The sequence below is a fragment of the Pseudoalteromonas sp. NEC-BIFX-2020_002 genome, assembly GCF_013002825.1.
GTDB classification, from domain to species: Bacteria; Pseudomonadota; Gammaproteobacteria; order Enterobacterales; family Alteromonadaceae; genus Pseudoalteromonas; species Pseudoalteromonas neustonica.
In genome coordinates, this window is sequence record NZ_JABEPJ010000007.1 from 212,932 (window position 1) to 231,882 (window position 18,951).

16 protein-coding genes are annotated in these 18,951 nt (G+C 38.4%); 2 read left to right on the top strand and 14 right to left on the bottom strand.

The window, feature by feature from the left end:
- Window positions 1-99: 99 nt before the first annotated feature.
- From HJP15_RS10360 to HJP15_RS10380, 5 genes are all read right to left on the bottom strand, one after another.
- Window positions 100-3,429 (bottom strand): type I restriction endonuclease subunit R, encoded by a 3,330-nt coding sequence (locus HJP15_RS10360; RefSeq protein WP_170173716.1) that lies wholly within the window; start codon window positions 3,427-3,429, stop codon window positions 100-102.
- A gap of 51 nt (window positions 3,430-3,480) precedes the next feature.
- Entirely contained in the window at window positions 3,481-5,037 is a 1,557-nt protein-coding gene (locus HJP15_RS10365) for a restriction endonuclease subunit S (protein WP_170173717.1), read from the bottom strand.
- A gap of 86 nt (window positions 5,038-5,123) precedes the next feature.
- A complete protein-coding gene (locus tag HJP15_RS10370) occupies window positions 5,124-6,203 on the bottom strand; it encodes a PDDEXK nuclease domain-containing protein (protein ID WP_249365843.1) in 1,080 nt (359 codons plus the stop codon).
- Window positions 6,178-7,905 carry a type I restriction-modification system subunit M gene (locus HJP15_RS10375; RefSeq protein ID WP_170173718.1) on the bottom strand — a complete coding sequence of 576 codons (1,728 nt, stop codon included), beginning with the start codon at window positions 7,903-7,905 and terminating at the stop codon, window positions 6,178-6,180. The genes HJP15_RS10370 and HJP15_RS10375 overlap by 26 nt, the downstream gene beginning before the upstream one ends.
- A gap of 197 nt (window positions 7,906-8,102) precedes the next feature.
- A complete protein-coding gene (locus tag HJP15_RS10380) occupies window positions 8,103-8,348 on the bottom strand; it encodes a YfhL family 4Fe-4S dicluster ferredoxin (RefSeq protein WP_082355570.1) in 246 nt (81 codons plus the stop codon).
- 196 nt (window positions 8,349-8,544) lie between these two features.
- Between HJP15_RS10380 and HJP15_RS10385 the strand changes: the two genes are divergently transcribed.
- Complete coding sequence (locus tag HJP15_RS10385) at window positions 8,545-8,835, top strand: helix-turn-helix domain-containing protein (protein ID WP_349304621.1); 291 nt, start codon at window positions 8,545-8,547, stop codon at window positions 8,833-8,835.
- 716 nt (window positions 8,836-9,551) lie between these two features.
- On the top strand, window positions 9,552-9,995 hold the full coding sequence (locus tag HJP15_RS21920) for a HipA domain-containing protein (protein ID WP_249365837.1): 444 nt from the start codon (window positions 9,552-9,554) through the stop codon (window positions 9,993-9,995).
- A gap of 37 nt (window positions 9,996-10,032) precedes the next feature.
- Here HJP15_RS21920 and HJP15_RS10395 read toward each other — a convergent pair whose 3' ends face one another.
- The 9 genes from HJP15_RS10395 to HJP15_RS10435 form a co-directional block, all read right to left on the bottom strand.
- Entirely contained in the window at window positions 10,033-11,295 is a 1,263-nt protein-coding gene (locus tag HJP15_RS10395) for a hypothetical protein (protein ID WP_170173719.1), read from the bottom strand.
- Entirely contained in the window at window positions 11,270-12,112 is an 843-nt protein-coding gene (locus HJP15_RS10400) for a M20/M25/M40 family metallo-hydrolase (RefSeq protein WP_249365838.1), read from the bottom strand. The genes HJP15_RS10395 and HJP15_RS10400 overlap by 26 nt, the downstream gene beginning before the upstream one ends.
- The gene (locus HJP15_RS10405; RefSeq protein ID WP_170173720.1) at window positions 12,109-13,359 is read right to left on the bottom strand and encodes a nucleotide sugar dehydrogenase; all 1,251 of its coding nucleotides are present in this window, start codon (window positions 13,357-13,359) and stop codon (window positions 12,109-12,111) included. Before HJP15_RS10405 ends, HJP15_RS10400 begins: the two co-directional genes overlap by 4 nt.
- Complete coding sequence (locus HJP15_RS10410; protein ID WP_170173721.1) at window positions 13,356-14,840, bottom strand: asparagine synthase-related protein; 1,485 nt, start codon at window positions 14,838-14,840, stop codon at window positions 13,356-13,358. The genes HJP15_RS10405 and HJP15_RS10410 overlap by 4 nt, the downstream gene beginning before the upstream one ends.
- A complete protein-coding gene (locus tag HJP15_RS10415; RefSeq protein WP_170173722.1) occupies window positions 14,840-15,520 on the bottom strand; it encodes an arylamine N-acetyltransferase in 681 nt (226 codons plus the stop codon). The genes HJP15_RS10410 and HJP15_RS10415 overlap by 1 nt, the downstream gene beginning before the upstream one ends.
- Entirely contained in the window at window positions 15,513-16,286 is a 774-nt protein-coding gene (locus tag HJP15_RS10420) for a polysaccharide deacetylase family protein (protein ID WP_249365839.1), read from the bottom strand. Before HJP15_RS10420 ends, HJP15_RS10415 begins: the two co-directional genes overlap by 8 nt.
- Before the next feature lie 16 nt (window positions 16,287-16,302).
- Window positions 16,303-17,271 (bottom strand): hypothetical protein, encoded by a 969-nt coding sequence (locus HJP15_RS10425; protein WP_170173724.1) that lies wholly within the window; start codon window positions 17,269-17,271, stop codon window positions 16,303-16,305.
- Window positions 17,268-17,816: a TIGR00725 family protein gene (locus HJP15_RS10430; protein ID WP_170173725.1), complete on the bottom strand. Its 549-nt coding sequence runs from the start codon at window positions 17,814-17,816 to the stop codon at window positions 17,268-17,270. The genes HJP15_RS10425 and HJP15_RS10430 overlap by 4 nt, the downstream gene beginning before the upstream one ends.
- Window positions 17,817-18,350: 534 nt before the next feature.
- Window positions 18,351-18,951: transposase (locus HJP15_RS10435; RefSeq protein WP_170173726.1), on the bottom strand; the 601-nt coding region annotated here is incomplete at its 5' end.

Genomic DNA, 18,951 nt, shown 5'->3' on the forward strand with positions numbered 1-18,951 from the left:
GTAAACCTTCTTAGGCCGTTATTTTATTAAAGTAAATAAAAAGCACTCAACCGAAATATTGCAAACTCAGTCAGCAAAATAAACGAGTTAACGGATGTTTTACCCCTCTTTATTCGCTTTCACGCTCTGCGCTTGTTCAAATATTTCTTTGTATACTTCATCGCGGCTGATTGGTGGGTACTTAAATTTAGCCAGTATTAAAATAAGCTCTACTCTTAGGGATGATTTAATGTCTTCGCGGTGGTTCCAATCTACAAATTTAACTTTGTCGTCTACGATTACTTTTACCGCTTGGGCAAGCTCAATGAGCTTATCTTCGGGGTAGTCAAAGTCGTATTTAACGGCAAGTGCTTTTAATGCATCGTAAAAGCCTTTTTCTTCAATATCGATTCCTAGCTCGTCGCCGGCGTTCATTTCGTCGCGTACGCTGTAAATCATATCAACCATGCTTTCTGAAAAGTCATCTAGTACGCTGCTTACCAGTACGTCATCTTCTTTTCGCTCGTTGTAGCGTTGAACTAGCGATTCAAAGCGTTTAGTAAAGTCGATACCTTGGGTTTGGTTTACTTTTTTAAGCTCGCCAATCGCTTTGGCTAACATTTGTTGCAGTATTTTAATTTTGGTATTGGGGAGTTTTATTTTTTCTATTTTAGCGATGTAGTCATCATTAAAAATGTCGATTTCGCCGCCGTCTTCATTACCGAGTTTAAATACTTCTTCTACGCCGTCGCTTTGTAGGGCTTCGGCTATCATTTCGCGTACTTTGGCGTTCATTTGCGCGGTATCGGGCGCTTCGCCTTTGGTTAGCTTGTAAATAATAGAGCGAATAGCGAGGTAAAAGTGAATGTGGTTACGCTCGTTTTCGTTAATTTTTTCACTACCACAACATACATCGTAAGCGGCTTTTAAACGCTTAACTAAATCCATAAAGCGTTTTCGGCGCTTTTCGGTAATAAGCGCAAACTCGGCGGCGTGGTTTAAGCTATTTAGCTGCGTAACTGCTTCGCCTGTAAAGTACGCGCTGCTGTCAAATTTATGAAATAACTGAGCAAGTAATGCTAAGTGATTTTTTACTTCAATAACCGAGGCGGTAATATCTTCAAAATTGGTTTCGTCTGTTTTTGAATACTGCGCTAACGCTTTATTCATTTCAGATTTAATACCAATATAATCAACCACTAGGCCTTTATCTTTGCCTTCGAACTGGCGATTAACCCGCGAAATAGTTTGTATTAAGCTGTGCTTTTGCAGTGGCTTGTCTATGTACATGGTGTCTAAAAATGGCACGTCAAAACCGGTTAGCCACATATCTACCACTATGGCTATTTTGAAGTTTGAATGTTTATTTTTAAATTGCTTATCAAGCTCTTTACGCTCGTCTTTACTGCCTAGTAAATTATATAAGCGTGCTACGTCGTCTTTTCCACGGGTCATTACCATTTTTACTTTTTCAGAAGGGGCTGCAATACGGCCTTCGCTAATAGCACGCTTTCGCTCGGTATCCGATAAATTTTGAGCGTTATCCTGCTCGTTTAAAGAGTCGACTACATCAAACCAATGTGGGCGTAATTCTTCTAATTCTTGATACAACTGATAAGCAATGCCACGCGAGCTGCACACAAACATTGCCTTACCTGCAACCGTTGAGCATTCTTCAACACGTTTTTCGTAGTGCTGTACAAAATCTTTTGCTAACACTTTAATACGGTCTGGGTCACCTAAAATGCTATTCATGTTGGCGGTGGCTTTTTTACTGTCTTCTATTTGCAGCTCGTTACTGCCAGCATCGGCGCATTCTTTGTAATAGGCTTCAATTTCGGCCAGCTTACTGTTGTTTAAACACACTTTGGCCGCGCGGCCTTCGTAAACTATGCGCACGGTTATTTCATCTTTGACCGATTCGGTCATGGTGTACGAGTCAACCACTTCACCAAATACATCTAAAGTCGCGTCGACTGGCGTGCCAGTAAAACCAACATAGGTGGCATTGGGCAGTGAGTCGTGCAGGTATTTAGCAAAGCCAAAGGTTTTTTTTACTCCGGCATTAGGGCCTTTGTCGGTAATAGTAATTTTTTGATCAAGATTAACTTGGCTACGATGCGCCTCATCAGAAATACAAATAACGTTAGTGCGATCAGTTAAAAGCTGAGTGTCTTCGGTAAACTTATGAATGGTCGTTAAAAATACACCGCCACTATTACGCCCTTTAAGTAACTCGCGTAAGTGAGTACGGCTGGTGACTGTTTTAACTGTGTCGTCGCCAATGTAGGTTTTAGCATTACCAAACTGCTGGGAGAGTTGATCGTCTAAATCGGTGCGGTCGGTAATTAAAATAATGGTGGGGCTTTTAAGTTCAACGCTTTTCATCAACAAGCGTGTTAAAAATTGCATGGTGTAACTTTTACCACAACCCGTTGCGCCAAAGTACGTACCACCTTTACCATCACCCTTTGGCTTTAAATGCAGCTTTATATTTTCAAACAACTTTTTAGCAGCGTAATATTGCGGGTAACGGGGCACTATTTTTGTCTCTTTTTTACCCGCGTTTTTATTATCAGAATCAGGGAAGAACACAAAGTTGCGCATTACATCGCGCAAGCGCGCTTTATCAAACAAGCCCTGCAATAAGGTATGTAATGAGTTAATGCCCTCTTGCGCGGTCAGCTCTTGCCCCGTTACTTTTCCCCACGAGTAAAAAAACTGATACGGCGCAAATAAGTTACCCATTTTGTTGTTTACACCATCGCTTATAACGCACAAGGTATTAAACACAAATAGCTGAGGAATAGCGCGTTTATACCGAACAGTTAACTGCTCATACGCTTCAAATATAGGGGCTTGCTCGCGTATCGCACTTTTAAATTCAAACACCACCAGCGGCAAGCCATTCACATATAAAATGCCATCGGGAATACGCAGTTCAATATTGTCGTAGCTTGTGGGGCTTTCTATTTCTAACTGAGTAACAAAGCGGTAAATGTTGTCGTCTTGCAGGTAAGTTACGCTCGCTTCATTCACATTATCCAAAGCAGCCATAGCACTGCCTGCTATTAGGCTACTTTTAATGCCTTGCTCAACGTTGTCGTAATCTAGCAGCTGAATATACAAATCTTTTTGTGCCGCGCTGCCTGCCACTCTGCCACGCTCGCGACTCAGTAAAAAGCCGTCACTTAGCCACTTACAAAAGGTTTTATTGCTCTCGTATAAATCACTGGCAGGCAGCTTTTCAAGCTTTGCAATTATTGAGTCTACTTCACCGGTGGTAATATTATTTTTAGCGTAGCGCTTGGTTAAAAAAGCACAGAGGTCGTCTTTAATTAATACATCGCTATTATTGCGAGTGAGATGCCCGCCTAGTAAATGCGGGTAGCCTTGTTCACCTAATAACTCAACCACCGCTTGTTCTAATTTGGCTTCAGTAAATTTCATCAAACATCCTTATTGTTATTATTTTAAACGGTTAAGTGCTCTGCTTATGTATTAATCTGCCGTTTCATCGTCGGTGGCTAAATCGGGTATTTGTAGTTCGCCAGAGATGAGTTTGGGTAGCAAAGTATCACGGAGTTTGGTCAAAGTTTTATTTTGAAAGTCACGTTTATCTTTTTTAGAAAAATGATCTTTTAAGAAGCTACTTATAAATATATTAATTAACTTTTTATCTTTTGGTAATGCTATTTTAATCATCGCCAATTCAGTGAAAGTAATTTGAGGAAATGTTCCGGAACGAGACTCTGCCGCTTGTTGTAGAAGAGATATGTTATGTTCTTGGGTCAATACAAAGTATGGAAATAACTCTTCAAAACCTTCATTAGGTCTTAGCACCATCAACTTAGTAGAAACAACATGTTCAGAGCCGTCAAAATTTACCAGCGCAAAACGTTTATTTTTAGGTCGTATTTCACTGTATAAAATATCTCCCTTTTTAATAGACTTTTTAGCTTGTCCTGGTAGTCCTTCAGTATTAGAAAACTCACTATGGAGAAATTTGCCTTCCAAAATGTCACCTGTATTCAAAAAAATGACTTTACCTACTGATTTAAGAGGGTAAGTTTCCGAAACGGTTCGAACCATTTCATTAACTTTAACATCTTCCCACCCCTTTGGTATCCAGCCTAGTTGTTCGTTGTGCTCGAACTCATTGGGGAAGTGGGCGTGGGTATTGGCGTGTTGGGCCAATATATTAGGGTTGGTGTTAAAGTTTGCTTTAACGGGTGTTTCAGTGCCTTTCTCTGCTGATTGTGTTGCTTCTTTTGTTGGTGAGAGTGCTTGTAACTCGTGAGCAAGCGCAATGAGTGACGCTTTGTATTGTGCCACATTTTCTAAACTGTTTAGTGCCACTAAGCGGCGCTGCGCTTTTAGTTTTAACTCGTCAGGCAGACTAGTTTCAAGGTTTTCTAAGTTAAAATCAACGCTAGCAAGTAGGTTGTCGAACACGGGATCAAAATCAACAAACCAACTTTTAAATAACGCCTGCGCCATTTGTTCTAAGGTTTGGTTGGTTTTTTGGTTCAGGGTCAATTTACTAACATAATCCATATACACTTTAACAATATAATCTTGTATTGACCTTTCAGGTAGCTCTATCTCTAGATTTCTTACTACTTCTTTTGTAATGGTTTTAGTTACAGAGCCATTTGCAAAACTTTTTACATAATCTTCATTGAGTTTTAAATACAAATATACAAAAGTGGAATTAGCTTTATCGTCGTCAATTCTTAGTAAAAATAAATTCATTGCAAGTGAAACAGGACAATTAAGCTCAGGCATTAAATAGCTACTACCTGCATTAGCTATTTTATTCATTATAATATCACCAGCCTTAACTTTGGATTTTTCGAGAAAGTTATAAGCGTGCTCAGAAATATATTTTAGATTAGAGTCAAAATTTTTCTGTTCGAAATTTGTAGTTCTTATCATTACTGCATAATCAGGTTCATCAAACAACTCTACATTTTCTTTAAGCTTTTTATACGCACCGTTCGCATGATAATCCGTCAATAGAGAAAGTAAGCTCCCTAGTTTAACTTTACTCCCCATAACCCAGCGCCTCCGCATTTTCACGAATAGCTCTATCTAACACTTTTGCTTCGCCCATTCGGCTATCAACAACACCCACTATTTGTTTATTCATCATCTTGGCCTTTAACTTGCTGATTAAGCAATTGCGCTTGCACACGTTCGCGCTCTTTTTGGAGTTCTATGCGTAATTCTTCTTCGCTCGGTAGATGGGCTAAATATTTTGCAGCAAACAGCTGTTTTTGGTCGCTCAGTACAGAGTATTTAACAACGGCTTCGCTTTTTTCACTGCATAAGACCAAGCCAATAGTAGGGTTATCGTCGCTGCTGGTGTATCGATCATCGTACAAGCGAATGTAGGTGTCCATTTGGCCTATATCTTGGTGTTTGAGTTTGCCAATTTTTAAATCAAGCAATAAAAAACACTTAAGTTTAAAATTGTAAAAAACGAGGTCGATATAAAAATCTTCGTCATCAAAGCGAATGCGTTTTTGGCGCTCTACAAAAGCAAAGCCTTTACCAAGCTCTAATAAAAATTGTTGTAAGTTATTTATAATGCCTTGCTCTAGGTCGTTCTCTTGATAGCTTTTGTCTTGCAGGTTTAAAAAATCTAAAATGTAGGGATCGCGCAGGTAGTCTTTTGCGGACTCTGCCAATACTTGTGTGTTTTGTTGTGCTTCTTGCTCTACGGGTTGTTTATTTTTACTTGAGAGCAAACGCTCGTAGTAAAGCGTACCAATTTGACGTTCTAACGCGCGCGCCGACCAATTTTGTAAAATGGCTTCATCTCGATACCAGTTGCGCGCAGTTGAATTATCTATCCGTAATAGTACACGATAATGCGTCCAGCTTAATTCGAGACGCACTGCGTCTCGTTTTTCAAAGGCGAGATAAAAGCGGCGCATATTACGCAGGTTGGTTATGTCAAATCCTCTGCCATAATCTGTGCTGAGTTGCTGCGATAAACGTTTTAATGTTGCTTTGCCGTAGGCTGCGCGTGTTTCACCGCCTTGCTCATCTTCTACAATTAAGCGCCCTATTTGCCAATACGCTTGTAGCATGGCGGTATTAACAGTTTGTTTAACTTGCCCACGGGCTTGCTCAACAATGCGGCGAATATCAACTAATAAGTGCTCGTTTTGAGTCGATGGTTGTTCTTCACTATGAGTCATTACGTTTTGCTCCATCACGCTCTTCACCATAGCCTAAGGCCTGCAAGTTTTTACGAATAGCGTTATCAAGCTCATCGGCTTGATTCATTTGGCTATATAGGGTTTGGCTAAGTTCGCTCATTTTAGTTTCGAACGGGATGCCATCGTCGATAATATCGGCCGCGCCGACATAGCGCCCTGGTGTAAGTACGTAGTCGTTCGCTTTTATATCGGCAAGGGTGGCTGATTTACAGTAACCGGCGACATCTTTGTACTCTTGCTCTTTATTTTCGCTTTGCTCTTTTTGTGCGCTTTGCTCTTTATCTGCGCTTTCTGGCTTCGCAGTTTCAGTGGTTAGCTCTTCGCCGCGCCAAATATGGTAGGTTTGGGTAATTTTAGCTATGTCGTCGTTGGTGAGTTCTTTTAAGGTGCGGTTAACCATAGTGCCCATTTCGCGGGCGTCTATAAATAGCGTTTCGCCTTGGCGATCGCGGCGCTTTAGTAGGCCTTTTTCGTTATTACCGCGTTTGTCTTTACTTATAAACCATAAACACACCGGAATTTGTGTGGTGTAAAACAACTGCCCTGGTAGGGCTATCATACAATCGACTAAATCATTTTCGATTATTTTTTGGCGAATATCGCCCTCGCCACTGGTGTTTGAACTCATTGAGCCATTAGCCAGTACAAAGCCTGCGGTGCCATGTTCGCTGAGTTTTGAGATCATGTGCATGATCCACGCATAGTTGGCATTACCGGTAGGCGGTGTTGGGTAACCCGCCCAGCGGGCATCGTCAACTAATTCGTTATCGGCGCGCCACTGTTTTTGGTTAAACGGTGGGTTTGCCATAATGTAATCGGCTTTTAGGTCAGGGTGCTGATCTTTAAAAAAGGTATCGCCCGCTACATCGCCTAAGTTGCCCGAAATACCGCGCACGGCGAGGTTCATTTTCGCCAATTTATAGGTGGTGTTGGTGTACTCTTGCCCATAAATAGACACATTTTTTTGGTTACCGTTATGGCTATTAATAAACTTAAGCGATTGCACAAACATACCGCCCGAGCCACAACAGGGGTCGTAAATTTTACCTTCGAATGGTTCAATCATATCAGCAATGAGTGTAACGATTGACTTAGGCGTATAGAACTCGCCTCCGCCTTTACCTTCAGATGCAGCAAATTTACCTAAAAAGTATTCGTACACACGGCCAACTAAGTCTTCTTCTGTTTTTTCGTTTTGGTTGGCAATGGTGTCGATATTATTAATGGTATCGATTAACGCTGAGAGCTTACTGGCATCAAGCCCTAAGCGTGAAAAGTAGTTATCGGGCAATGCGCCCGCGAGTGATTTATTGTTTTTTTCAACGCCGTGCAGGGCGGTATCTATTTTTACAGCGATATCGCCTTGCTTGGCGTTGGCTTGAATGTATGACCAGCGAGCGTCTTCTGGTAGGTAAAACACGTTATCCATCGCGTAAAAGTCAACCATATCGATGTATTCATCACCATACTCGGCAATAATGGCTTTTTGACGTACTTCAAACTTATCACTAATAAATTTAAGAAAGATTAAGCTTAAAACAATGTGTTTATATTCGGCTGATTCAACACTGCCACGTAGTTTATTGGCGGCATCCCAAAGCGATTCTTCAAACCCGACTTGTGCTTGTTTTGTGGTTTTTTTAGCAACTTTTTTAGTAGCGGGCTTTGTGGCGGTTTTTTTAGGTGCGGTTTCCATAACTATCTCAGACCAGAATATCAATACAAATTATTGAGTTATCATACCGTAAAGAGCACGAATTATTGAGACTTAATTAAAAATATATGAAGGGATATTTATCGCTCACAATACGCAATATGCGAGCAGTTTGATTATTGCGACAGTATCGCCACTTTCGCTTCGTAACCCATTAAGCATAAAAACCAACCGACAAACTACCCCGTTAACCTCACATATTTCTCTGCCAGCTCATCTATACTTTCACGGTGATTAGGATCGGGCTTTATGCAGTCAATTGGGCATACACTCACGCACGTAGGTTTGTCGTAGTGGCCTACGCATTCGGTGCATTTTGCAGGGTCGATTTGGTAAATTTTAGCGCCCATATAAATCGCTTCATTTGGGCACTCTGGATCGCACATATCACAGTTAATGCACTTACTATTTATTAGTAAAGCCACTCTCTAACCTCATTTATTAAAGCTAGTACTTCTAGCATAAATTTGCAGCCGCAAATTATGCATTTTATGCTGGGTTTCCTTGTTGATCTCAATCAATAAAAATCATATTAGTTAATTCGCATTCAACCATTAACTTTACAACCCAAAAATGGACACTGTAATGTCCAATCAAGTTCGCGAGGTTCTATCATTAATTATTTATTATTTATTATTAAGCGAAGGTGATGTGCAGCTGGCTTTTGCTGAGCATTTAAAAGAGCGTCGCAAAAAAGCAAAAATGTCACGCGAGGCGTTAGCTAAAAAAAGCACAGTACCTGCATCTACAATAAAAAAGTTTGAGGTTACAGGGCTTATTTCATTCAGGCAGCTATTGCTTTTATGGCAAACACTGGACGATTTAACTCGTTTATATGACTTAACAAAAGCGCCAGCTCAAGGTAAGAATGCGCCAACTTCTATTGATCAGGTATTAAACAATGGCCTTTAAACCCATAGAAAATCTAGAAGTAAAACGTACACTGTCAGACTCAACAGAGTTAATGGTTGGTGTACTTGCTCAAAATAGGCAAGGTGTTTACTTTTAATTCGATCAAGGCTATTTAGACACATATGGTAATCTTTCGCCATTCTCACTCGCCTTCAATAGAGATGTTCAATTAGCACCTAAAAGCCCACATAATGGATTGCATGGGGTCTTTTCTGATTGCTTACCTGATGGGTGGGGGTTACTACTACAGGACCGTGTATTCAGACAAAATAATATAATGCCTAACTTTGTGACCCAAATGGACCGCTTATCTTTTGTTGGCCATTGTGCTATGGCGCATTATCGTTTACACCTGAAACTCATTATGGTGGCACAAATGACGATGAAGCTGGTCTTGCTACATGAGGTCAACAAGCCCAAGCAATATTTGACGGGCAGACAGAAGAAGTACTTTCTGCGTTAGTGGCTGCTGGCAGCTCCGGCGGTGCACGCCCTAAAGCTCAAATTTATTTTCCTGACAATAATATACAAGAATGTAGAACAAAGCCTAAAACGGGCGATGATGCTTGGTTAATAAAATTCACATTAAAAAACCTCGCTTTAGGACATGAAGAAGGATTATGTGAAGCTGTGTATTTGGATTTAGCTGAACAAGCGGGATTAAACCCACCTCAACGATTACTGGTACCTGCTCCAGAAGGAATCGGTGCAAAGCAATGGCTTGCCTTAAAGCGAGCCGTGTTTTATGCAAATCACCTGCTGCAGGACAATTACAATTTCGTCGGGCTATGTTTAATTTATTTAGCTGTAACCAAGACGACCACAGTAAAAACAGGGCTTTTTTACAAGAAGATTCTGGTGAGTGGGATTTAGCGCCTTTTTCTGATGTCACTTTTAGTCCTCACCCTTTTAACGAGCATGCGACTTCGTTTGCTGGATTTAGAAAGAACCCACCACTAAAAGCGATTCAAAAGCTGGCCTCTGCAGCAGGTTATGCTAATTGGAAACAAGTACAAGTGATCATATCTGAAATAGCAGAGATTATTTTCAACTTTAAAGACACCGCTAAAGCACTTGATGTAAATAAACAAACGATTAGCTTAATAGAGCAACAGCTTGATAATACGTACGCCATGGATAAGCATTTAACGGGTAGTTAGTTTAAATAAACAACAAAACCATAATGCTAAACGAAATCTAAGAAGCCGATACTTTTCTTTCATTTGGTTTAAAAACATGAATTCTATTAGTAATAAATGTATTAAAGGACTGCTGAACAATCCCTAAGTCAATGGATGTGAGCGCTGAGTGGGTTTTCTCATTTTCTTCAATCATGGATTTAACCAAGCTACTTACACCCAACTCAATATAATTATTATTTTTTAACCATACATCTAGTAACTCCATCATTTTTGATGATTCCATTAGCAAAAACTTTGTATGTTCAATTCGTTGAGATACGTTTGTCTCAAATTTTTTCGCACAAAAATTAGCTCCTTCTTTAGATTCAACAAGCGCATACCCAAGTATATCGCCTATTAACTTTTTACTGTCATGGGTATCAAATGCTTCATCTCTGAGGTGTTTTAACATAGGCGGAGTATTAAATAGTTTAAAGTTATAATTCGCAGCATCCGTTGCCATAATCATATCACTTCGGCGGCTATATAAATTCAAATAGCGCATTGAATCATTTTTACAAAGTAATACATCAATATTTAGTATAAGAGTTGCACCACCCCGCTCTCTTCCTTTTGCTGGCGTTATTGTAATTGGTGTTGGTGTAGTTCGGGTTGTAGATTTACCCTTTACTAATCGATCGATGAAATTATGCCAATTGATAGTTGCTATATCCACATCATATTTATGAAATTTTTTATGGGTAAAAGTATAAAAGTCATGATGAATATTGATATTACTTTCGCTTTTTTTCGACACATTCACCTTTGCAATATATTCTTTTATTTTCAAAGTCTTAGAGTCATTATATTGGACTGCAATGGCTATCAAAACATCGAGTAAGGGGCTTGTTCGAGTATATTCCTTTGGGATTGGTGAATCACCAGATAGCGCACTAAAAGCCATATCACAACCCGCTTTTTTCAATTTTTCAAGCACAGTAATAAATTCAATTTCAGGAAGTGTCCAAGATAAATCATCATCAAGTATAAATCCGATTCCCCCAAATTCGTTCATTTTACGACGAAGGTATTCTTGGCAGATATTTCGACTATCCACAATAGGTGGGTAGTACGTAACTATATCTATTATTTCAACTGGAGGACAAAACTGATAAATTTTTCTTGGCTCTGTTATGCCAAATAATAAGATGGACGCTTTAATCTCAAAACTAGGTAACGCTTGATACATGCTTTTCAACAGACTGTTTGCCACTTTTATATCAGCACTGGCCAATACCACGTTAATGATGTTGTTAGACTGCATGGCTATACGACGCATAATTTGCTAAAAAATTTTCAAATTGTTTTTGGTGTTTTAAAAGATTACTCTCATCTAATGATTCATTGTCTTGATGGATATTATGCAAGCGATCATTAGGACCAAAACCAATATAAACAGAGTCTTTGGGCAAATTGGCTAGAAGAGGACAAGCTTTGATGCCATTTAGCTTATTTAGATGACGATATTCGATATTCGGATTATCCAAGCTGTGATTTAGTAAATCATGCCACGAAGATAACTGTAAATCAGTCAGAGATGGTGACCATAGAAATGCAATTTGAGATCCTGTGTCTAAATTATTAAATCCTGTTTCTTCAATGTAAGTATTTGCACCAAATGAACTTATTTCATGCTTAAAAATATCATAGGCAACTCTATCCCCATGCATAATTTCTTCCTCACCTTGAATTAACCACATAATTTCAGGGATTGCTTTTTCCGATAATATTAATGATTTCATAGCGAGCATGCGGGATAACAGAGGCCCCTTGTTATCGGCTATTCCTCGTCCATAAATACGACCATTGATACGTTTTAATAAGAATGGGTTTTCACTGAGCCAATTATTCTCACTTTTCACAGGTGCAACATCATAATGACCATAAATGACTATTTTTTTATCACATAACCGTCCTGAATAGTGCGCTATTATTGTAGGTTGAGCTGTATGTTTAGTATTTGAAACCCGAACATCGAAGCCTAAACCTTCAAGGAAGCTAGTAACAAAATCAATAGCATTTTTATTACCTAGGGAATCCCCAACAATTGAGGCCATAGAGATGAATTTATTATATTCTGTTAATTCTATAGTCATTTCAGTAAATCTGTATATTGTGAGTCTAAAGAGAAGAAAATGGTGTTTTCATGTATCAGAGAGGCCCCATTGCATCGTAAATCTCGAACAATTTCATCGTGAGGTACAAGTAACAATATCGCATCAAAAGGGCCTGTAGGCATTTGTTCTTCAACAATGCAGTTTTGGGTATCTTCCCACTTAACAACTGGGTCGTAAATAAGTGGCTTTGCTCCAAAATCTATCAACTCTCTTATAACTTCAAAATGTTTAGAGTTTCTAACGTCAGGACAGTTGGGTTTAAAACTCACACCCAAGATTAATATTCTTGTGGAAGGTAGTGAAAGGCCAGCCCGAATTAACTTTTTCAAAAATGTATTTGCAACGTAACTAACCATATCCCCGTTAACTTGCCGTGCTGTATTTGTTATACGAGGTGCAACTCCATTCATAACCTGAGAATGAATTAAGTAATACGGATCAACAGCAACGCAGTGTCCACCAACTAACCCAGGTTTAAAATCTAGAAAATTCCACTTACTACTGGCGCATTCTAATACCTTGTTAAAATCTAATTTCAACTTGCCCGACAACTGATACATTTCGTTTATAAATGCAACATTAACATCACACTGGGTGTTTTCTATTAACTTAGATAACTCAGCTGTTCTTATTGACTCAGCTTTTAATACTCCAGCAGGAACTATAAGTTCATATAATTGAGATAATATTTCTAAAGTAGATGTATTTGTGGCAGAAACAACCTTTACTATATGTTGTAAGCGATGAAGCTCATCTCCTGGATTAATCCGCTCAGGACTGTACCCTAGCTGAAAGTCAATATTTGCAAGCAATCCACTTGTTTTTTCAATTTCAGAAGCAAACACTCCCTCTGTAACACCAGGATATACTGTAGATTCTAGGACAACAATATCGTTAGTTGAAATCACAGAGCCAACCATCTTTGCAGCATTCAATACCGCACTTAACTCCGGTTGGTATGCCTTATCAACTGGAGTAGGTGTAGTGACAATATATATATTCGCTCTTCGAATACACTCTAGATCATTAGACAAAGTTAAATGCTCAGCACTTTCAACTAACTTAATATCGCTTTCATTGGTGCGATCATTACTTTCATGTAATTCAGAGATTCTAGTTTCGTTTATGTCAAAACCTACTGTTTGGATATGCTGACCAAATGCTATTGCAAGCGGATACCCGACATACCCTAGCCCAACGACTGCAACCACTTGATTATCGATCATATATCCCTCTGCTTGTATTTAAGCTCACGTCGTTCAATCATCGTGTCAAAAGTTGGGTAATGGGAGAAGTAATGATGATTAGCTATAGAAGTGTTATCCATAATTTGTTCAAAAATGGATCTTAATGCTGTTCTTTCTGTCGTAGATATTTTCTTTAATTCATCTATAACCATTTTTTGCAAACCTGAGGTAATATCGAAAGGCTCTTTAGGAGCATGAATTATTGAGTTGGGTAATACATGTTTAAATGTATCTCTTAGTATTGTTTTTCCCACGTTCAAAGAAATGTCGCAAAGATCTTGAACGTCATGTGCTAATGCAAACTGAGTGACGCGATTATCTAAAAATGGGCAACGAGCCTCTATACTATGGCTAGCAGTAATAAGATCTAAGCGTCTCAATTCCGTGTAATGGAGGTTTTCAATCAAACAAGCTCTCATTTTCTCAGGGTCATTACGACCATTGTACATTCCTTGATAACCACAGAAATACTCATCTGCACCTTCACCTGATAACAAAACGCGGATACCGTCTGCTTGTACAGCCTTACTGAGTAATAATGTTGCTAGTCCATTTGATATAATTGAAGGGTTATAGCTTTTTGTAATTTCGCATGTTTTTTTAATTAATCCTAAGAGCTCACTTTGTGTCGGTGGCTTAATTAAAACGACACGACTAGGACAAACCTTTAGATGTTCTAATAACGTCAAAACTGAATCGGGATAACTGTCAGCCACGACGTAATATCTTGCACTTTTGCTTAATCTTGTCTCTAAAATATAAGCAATAATCGAACTATCTAGCCCACCACTTAAAGCTACAGCGAATGGGATATCCTTAGGAATTCGAAGTGCTATAGCACTTTCTATAATATCAACAAAGCTTCGTTTATTGGTCACAGTGTATTGATGGAGGTATTCTTTGCATACTACCCCAGTTTTTATATCAAACTTTGATACTCCAGGGGAGATTACATCTAACGTATTAGTGTATGCATCTATATAACCAGTATCAACGCCCGTTCCTATATGCCATCCCATACTACTATTCCAAACGAGCAAAGGCTTTTTACCAACATGATCTGTAAAAACTCTCAAATCTCCCGTTGATTTATCGAAAAGAACACCTGAGTACATTCCATTTGCCATCGTCATGGCCTGAGTTAAACCGTAACGCTCTATACACTCAAAAAAAATACCTACATCATTAAACTTATTTAATTCGAGACCAAGTATCTCAGCCAATTCTTGATAATTATATATCTCACCATTCAGTACTAAAATTTTCGACATACTTTGTATTGGTTGAACAACTTGGGGAGAAGTTATAAATAAATGCGAAAATTCAAAATGTATAGGTATTCCATTAAAATGAATGGTTTCTAAACTAGAATGGTCTTCGCCCCGAGATAGAATATCCTTTCCTACTTTCTTATTTAAATTAGATTGTCCTTCAGTGACACTTACAACAAACCCGCACATCAACTAATACTCTCTAGATATATTTTTAAGTCCGAAATCAATTCGGGAAAGCTACTCTGGACAAAACTCAAAAGCTCTATCGGTGTTAGGCTGTATTTTTGAGTATTTTTTCCTGCTTCGTATACTGCTAAACAGAAACCTGTAATTCGATAAAACTTTTCATTCATTAACCAGCAAAACCGAAGTTCTTGGCTGTAAGGCAGTTGTTGGAGATACCTGTTAGGGTATTTGGATAATATAATCTCTTCATTTTGAGCGACTAATGCAATACGGTTCATATCACGCCATTGTCGACCATCGTGTCGTTTGACAAGAAGCTTGTTTGACTCTTTGACAATTCGAAAGCGTATTCCTGCTGATGTATACTCTCGATAGATATCGCAAGCATGAGCCTGATACATAGTTGGCCAGCCCGTGCCAGAATCTAAAAAGCTAACCTTGTCTGAAGATTCAACTCGGATCAAACGATGTGAGTTTAAACCTGTCATGCAAACCTCAGCCTCATGTAATGTTCCGCTAAGCCCCATTTTAGTTATGTGAGCGCGCAAGCTTAGTGCGTGATCAAAACAAGTCCCCCCATTAATAACCTTCTTCCCCAATAACTGCCCTAAATTGTGAAATGGAAAAGTCTCTAATTGATTCTTGAGCAATGCGCAAAGCTTAGCATTAAGGTCACCCACAATAATCTTCCGTAATATGTATTCTCCTTAAAACTGATGGGTAAAATGTCTCACAGTCGACACCTAAATGAATTAAGCCAAATAGCTGGCTTTGCTCAATTACTTTCTTATTATGTTTACCATGAGGGAAGCAAATAGACATCGATTCTCTACATTCCAATCCTCTGATCCAATTATAATTTTCAGTTAACTCTTTATTTAGCTCACTTGGAGAAAGTTGGGTAAATGCTCTGTGGCTACACCCGTGAATACCCAGTTCAATTCCTTGGCTATTGTACAGTTTTAGATGATGCTCCTGCATAAATAAATGAGTAGAATCCGCATCCACATCTATGCCAAACAAACGTTGTCGGAGATACCTATATCTCGAGGCTGTTATACCTCGTAATATTCTTTTTAATCGCCCACCGAGCAATGATAGACTAAGGTCTTTAGGTACATTCGGTGTCAACATCAAGTGAAGAGCCATATCATCTATCGGAGAAAAACCATCTAAAACAAAATCCTTCACGGGATAAACTGTAGCGATCATTCCACGATTAATTAATTCATCAAATGCACCAATATTATCTCTATATCCATCATCGAAAGTAATAAATACATCATTATGTGTATATCCTTTCGCCAGAGCAGAAATTGGCTTAGTTTTCCAACCTTTTTTCTCTATAGTATCAAGCAGTTCGATGAACTTCTTCCAACTAATGGCTGTTTGTCGTTGATAGTAATAGTTCTTTTCATCGTAATTTTTAAGGACACGATGAAACATATAAATCCTTGGTTGCTTATCCATCAAAATAATCACTGATTATTGAAAATATACGGGAACCGTTTGTGTGACTAAAATCGTAGAAGTGTTCAATATTTAATGAGGCTAAATTGATCTGATAAACTCCCGTTCGAGTATTCTTCACTGGACTATTAAGCCAGTTTGTTCGATTATTTTCCTTATGAATAGCAGTTACTCCAATAAATAAAGTGTCATTAGCAACTAATAAACCCCGACACCACCCTTTGAACTTTACTACCCGAAATAGATCAAAAAACAATTCAAAATTAAAAGGTAGCGATAGCTTTGAACGAAACACTTTCCCTGAAACAGTGGTTATCCAAATATACTTATTGTCAATGAAGCCATCATGGGGTTGTTCTGGTAAATTATTACTGAGTGGCTCTAGAGTTTTAGCGTCAACTAAACATTTTTTTTTAAAACTTGTAACGATAACTTTGTTTGCAAGTTCTTTACCCACTCGGATTACATGATTGATATGCAGAGAATCAGGCACCTTGCGTAGGTGAAAATCAATTTTTATCGCTTCACAATCGTAATAATCACCTTGAGCTTTATATTCCCCTTTAACCCTTGATGATATTTCTTCTATTGGAAGAAACTCTATTCGGCTGACAGACTGTAATTGATTGTCTAAAACATCGACACAATCACGGCCTGTATTAGCTATATGAATGAAATGACCATCAAAGCTAACGTGGTGTAAATCATTGAATTGTTCGTCTGTATTTATTTTTTTTAACTCACATAATTTACGATCAATAATAAATACACGATTAAAATCACAACCCACAAGCAAGTCATTGCTAATCCATGTAACACTGGTCAAGCCTTTGCCAGCAACATCTCTCTCAGAGGAAGGTAGGGTGGCTAACAAACTCCTTTTCTTTGTCTCTGTATCTAATTGCCACAACTCACTTTTTGGATTTCCGAAAAAGTAACTTATTGGGATTAGTAATTTCATCGATTATGACCACTGTCTACAGAACCACTTTTTGACTCATGCAAAGACAATTTTTGAAGCGTTATTCTTAATTCATCTAAACTACTAATATGATAGAGCTTTGAATTACAACGTTGATCTAAATACTCATCGGTCAATATATCAGCCCAGCCCCCAGAGCCTTTCATCAAAAGTATTGGCTTGTTTATTTGGGATGCCAAAGCTATTTCACTTAGGGTCCCAGCACCACCACCCAAAACAACAACGGCAAATCCGCTAGAGACAATTAGCTGATTACGACCAACATCCAACCCAGATGGTATAATAATATCAGTGTACTTATTTGCTGTATTCTCTTTAAAAGAGGGCAGTATGCCGATTGTTTGACTTGGTTCAGCCCCTGATTTATGCCCTTTACAACTGGCTTCCATTACGCCACCCAAACCACCACAAACCAGATGAAAGCCAAGATCATTAATAATTAAGCCTACGGCCTCAGCCATATCCTGTAATTGAGACGATTTTATCTTAGCATTACCGATGACAGATACTTGAGGAAATGACAACTTACTACTCCCTGTAAAAGGAGAATTATACCTAATTCACCCTTTATCAATCAATAATCTTAATAGGTAAACTCAATCCTGTATAACGAATATTGAATTAAAATACTTTGTAAAATCTTAAAAATTGAATCGCTATTTCAAAGAGAACGTTAAACTCCGAAAATTTAAACTAGATAGTAGTAGCCAGCTTGACTTAAATAAATTTAAATGACTGAAGTACTAAAAACTAATTAATCTTCACCATAAATTGTTTAGTAAGTTTGTGTTTTTAATTTTTTAGTTAATACAATTTGCCTTTTAAGGCTGTTTTTAAGATACTATCTGAGTGCTTATGAATCACTAAAAATCGCAGCACAAAATATTTCAAACCATTGTTTTTTAAGTAATTTAATTGAAAAGCTTATAGCTATCGCAGTTAATGAATTTATTATTTATGAGTAGAGCCACTTTTACCTCTCTTGGCCAGAATTCAGTTTAGCTAGTCTATTTTAAATACTGATTACCGCCGCATAATATACCTTCATAGCTTAGTTCTTAAGGAACATTGATCGCGTAACTTCCTATTTTAAAACGGCAAATGTCACTCTCTTTTTCAATGGATTGACGCTTACAATTTTCCGCTAGTAGCTTTAGTACACGGTGTATCTTGTGGCTGCACCGTGTTTGCTCCATGCAACCTAGAATATCATCCAACCAAAGATAACTGCACTTGCTCGCTCTAAATGTCGAGATCGCACACTTAAACATCGTCGCTGCACTATGGCAGATAAAACGCTTGATCAGTGTTTGCAGTATGCTCAACCAAACCAGTGATTCGGCAATATGTAGGTCTCGTGTGATAAATCCCTTAAGGTTGTTCCATGACTTTAGCTCTTTGAAAAGTAACTCAATTTGCCAACGAGTTGCGTATATATCGAGTAACTCGTCAAAGTTAAACTGTACTTCTTTTAAATTAGTAACAAGAAAAACGGGGCGCTTTTCATCCGGTAAATAGATAAGTCTATACTCGGGTCCATTTTTCTTCCAACGTACTGTTAATTCAAGTGGTTGACTTGCGAATTTATCGAGTAACGTTTTGAGTTTAATATTCTTCTCTTTGAGTTCTATACCCGCGCAATAAGCTGATGTAACGATT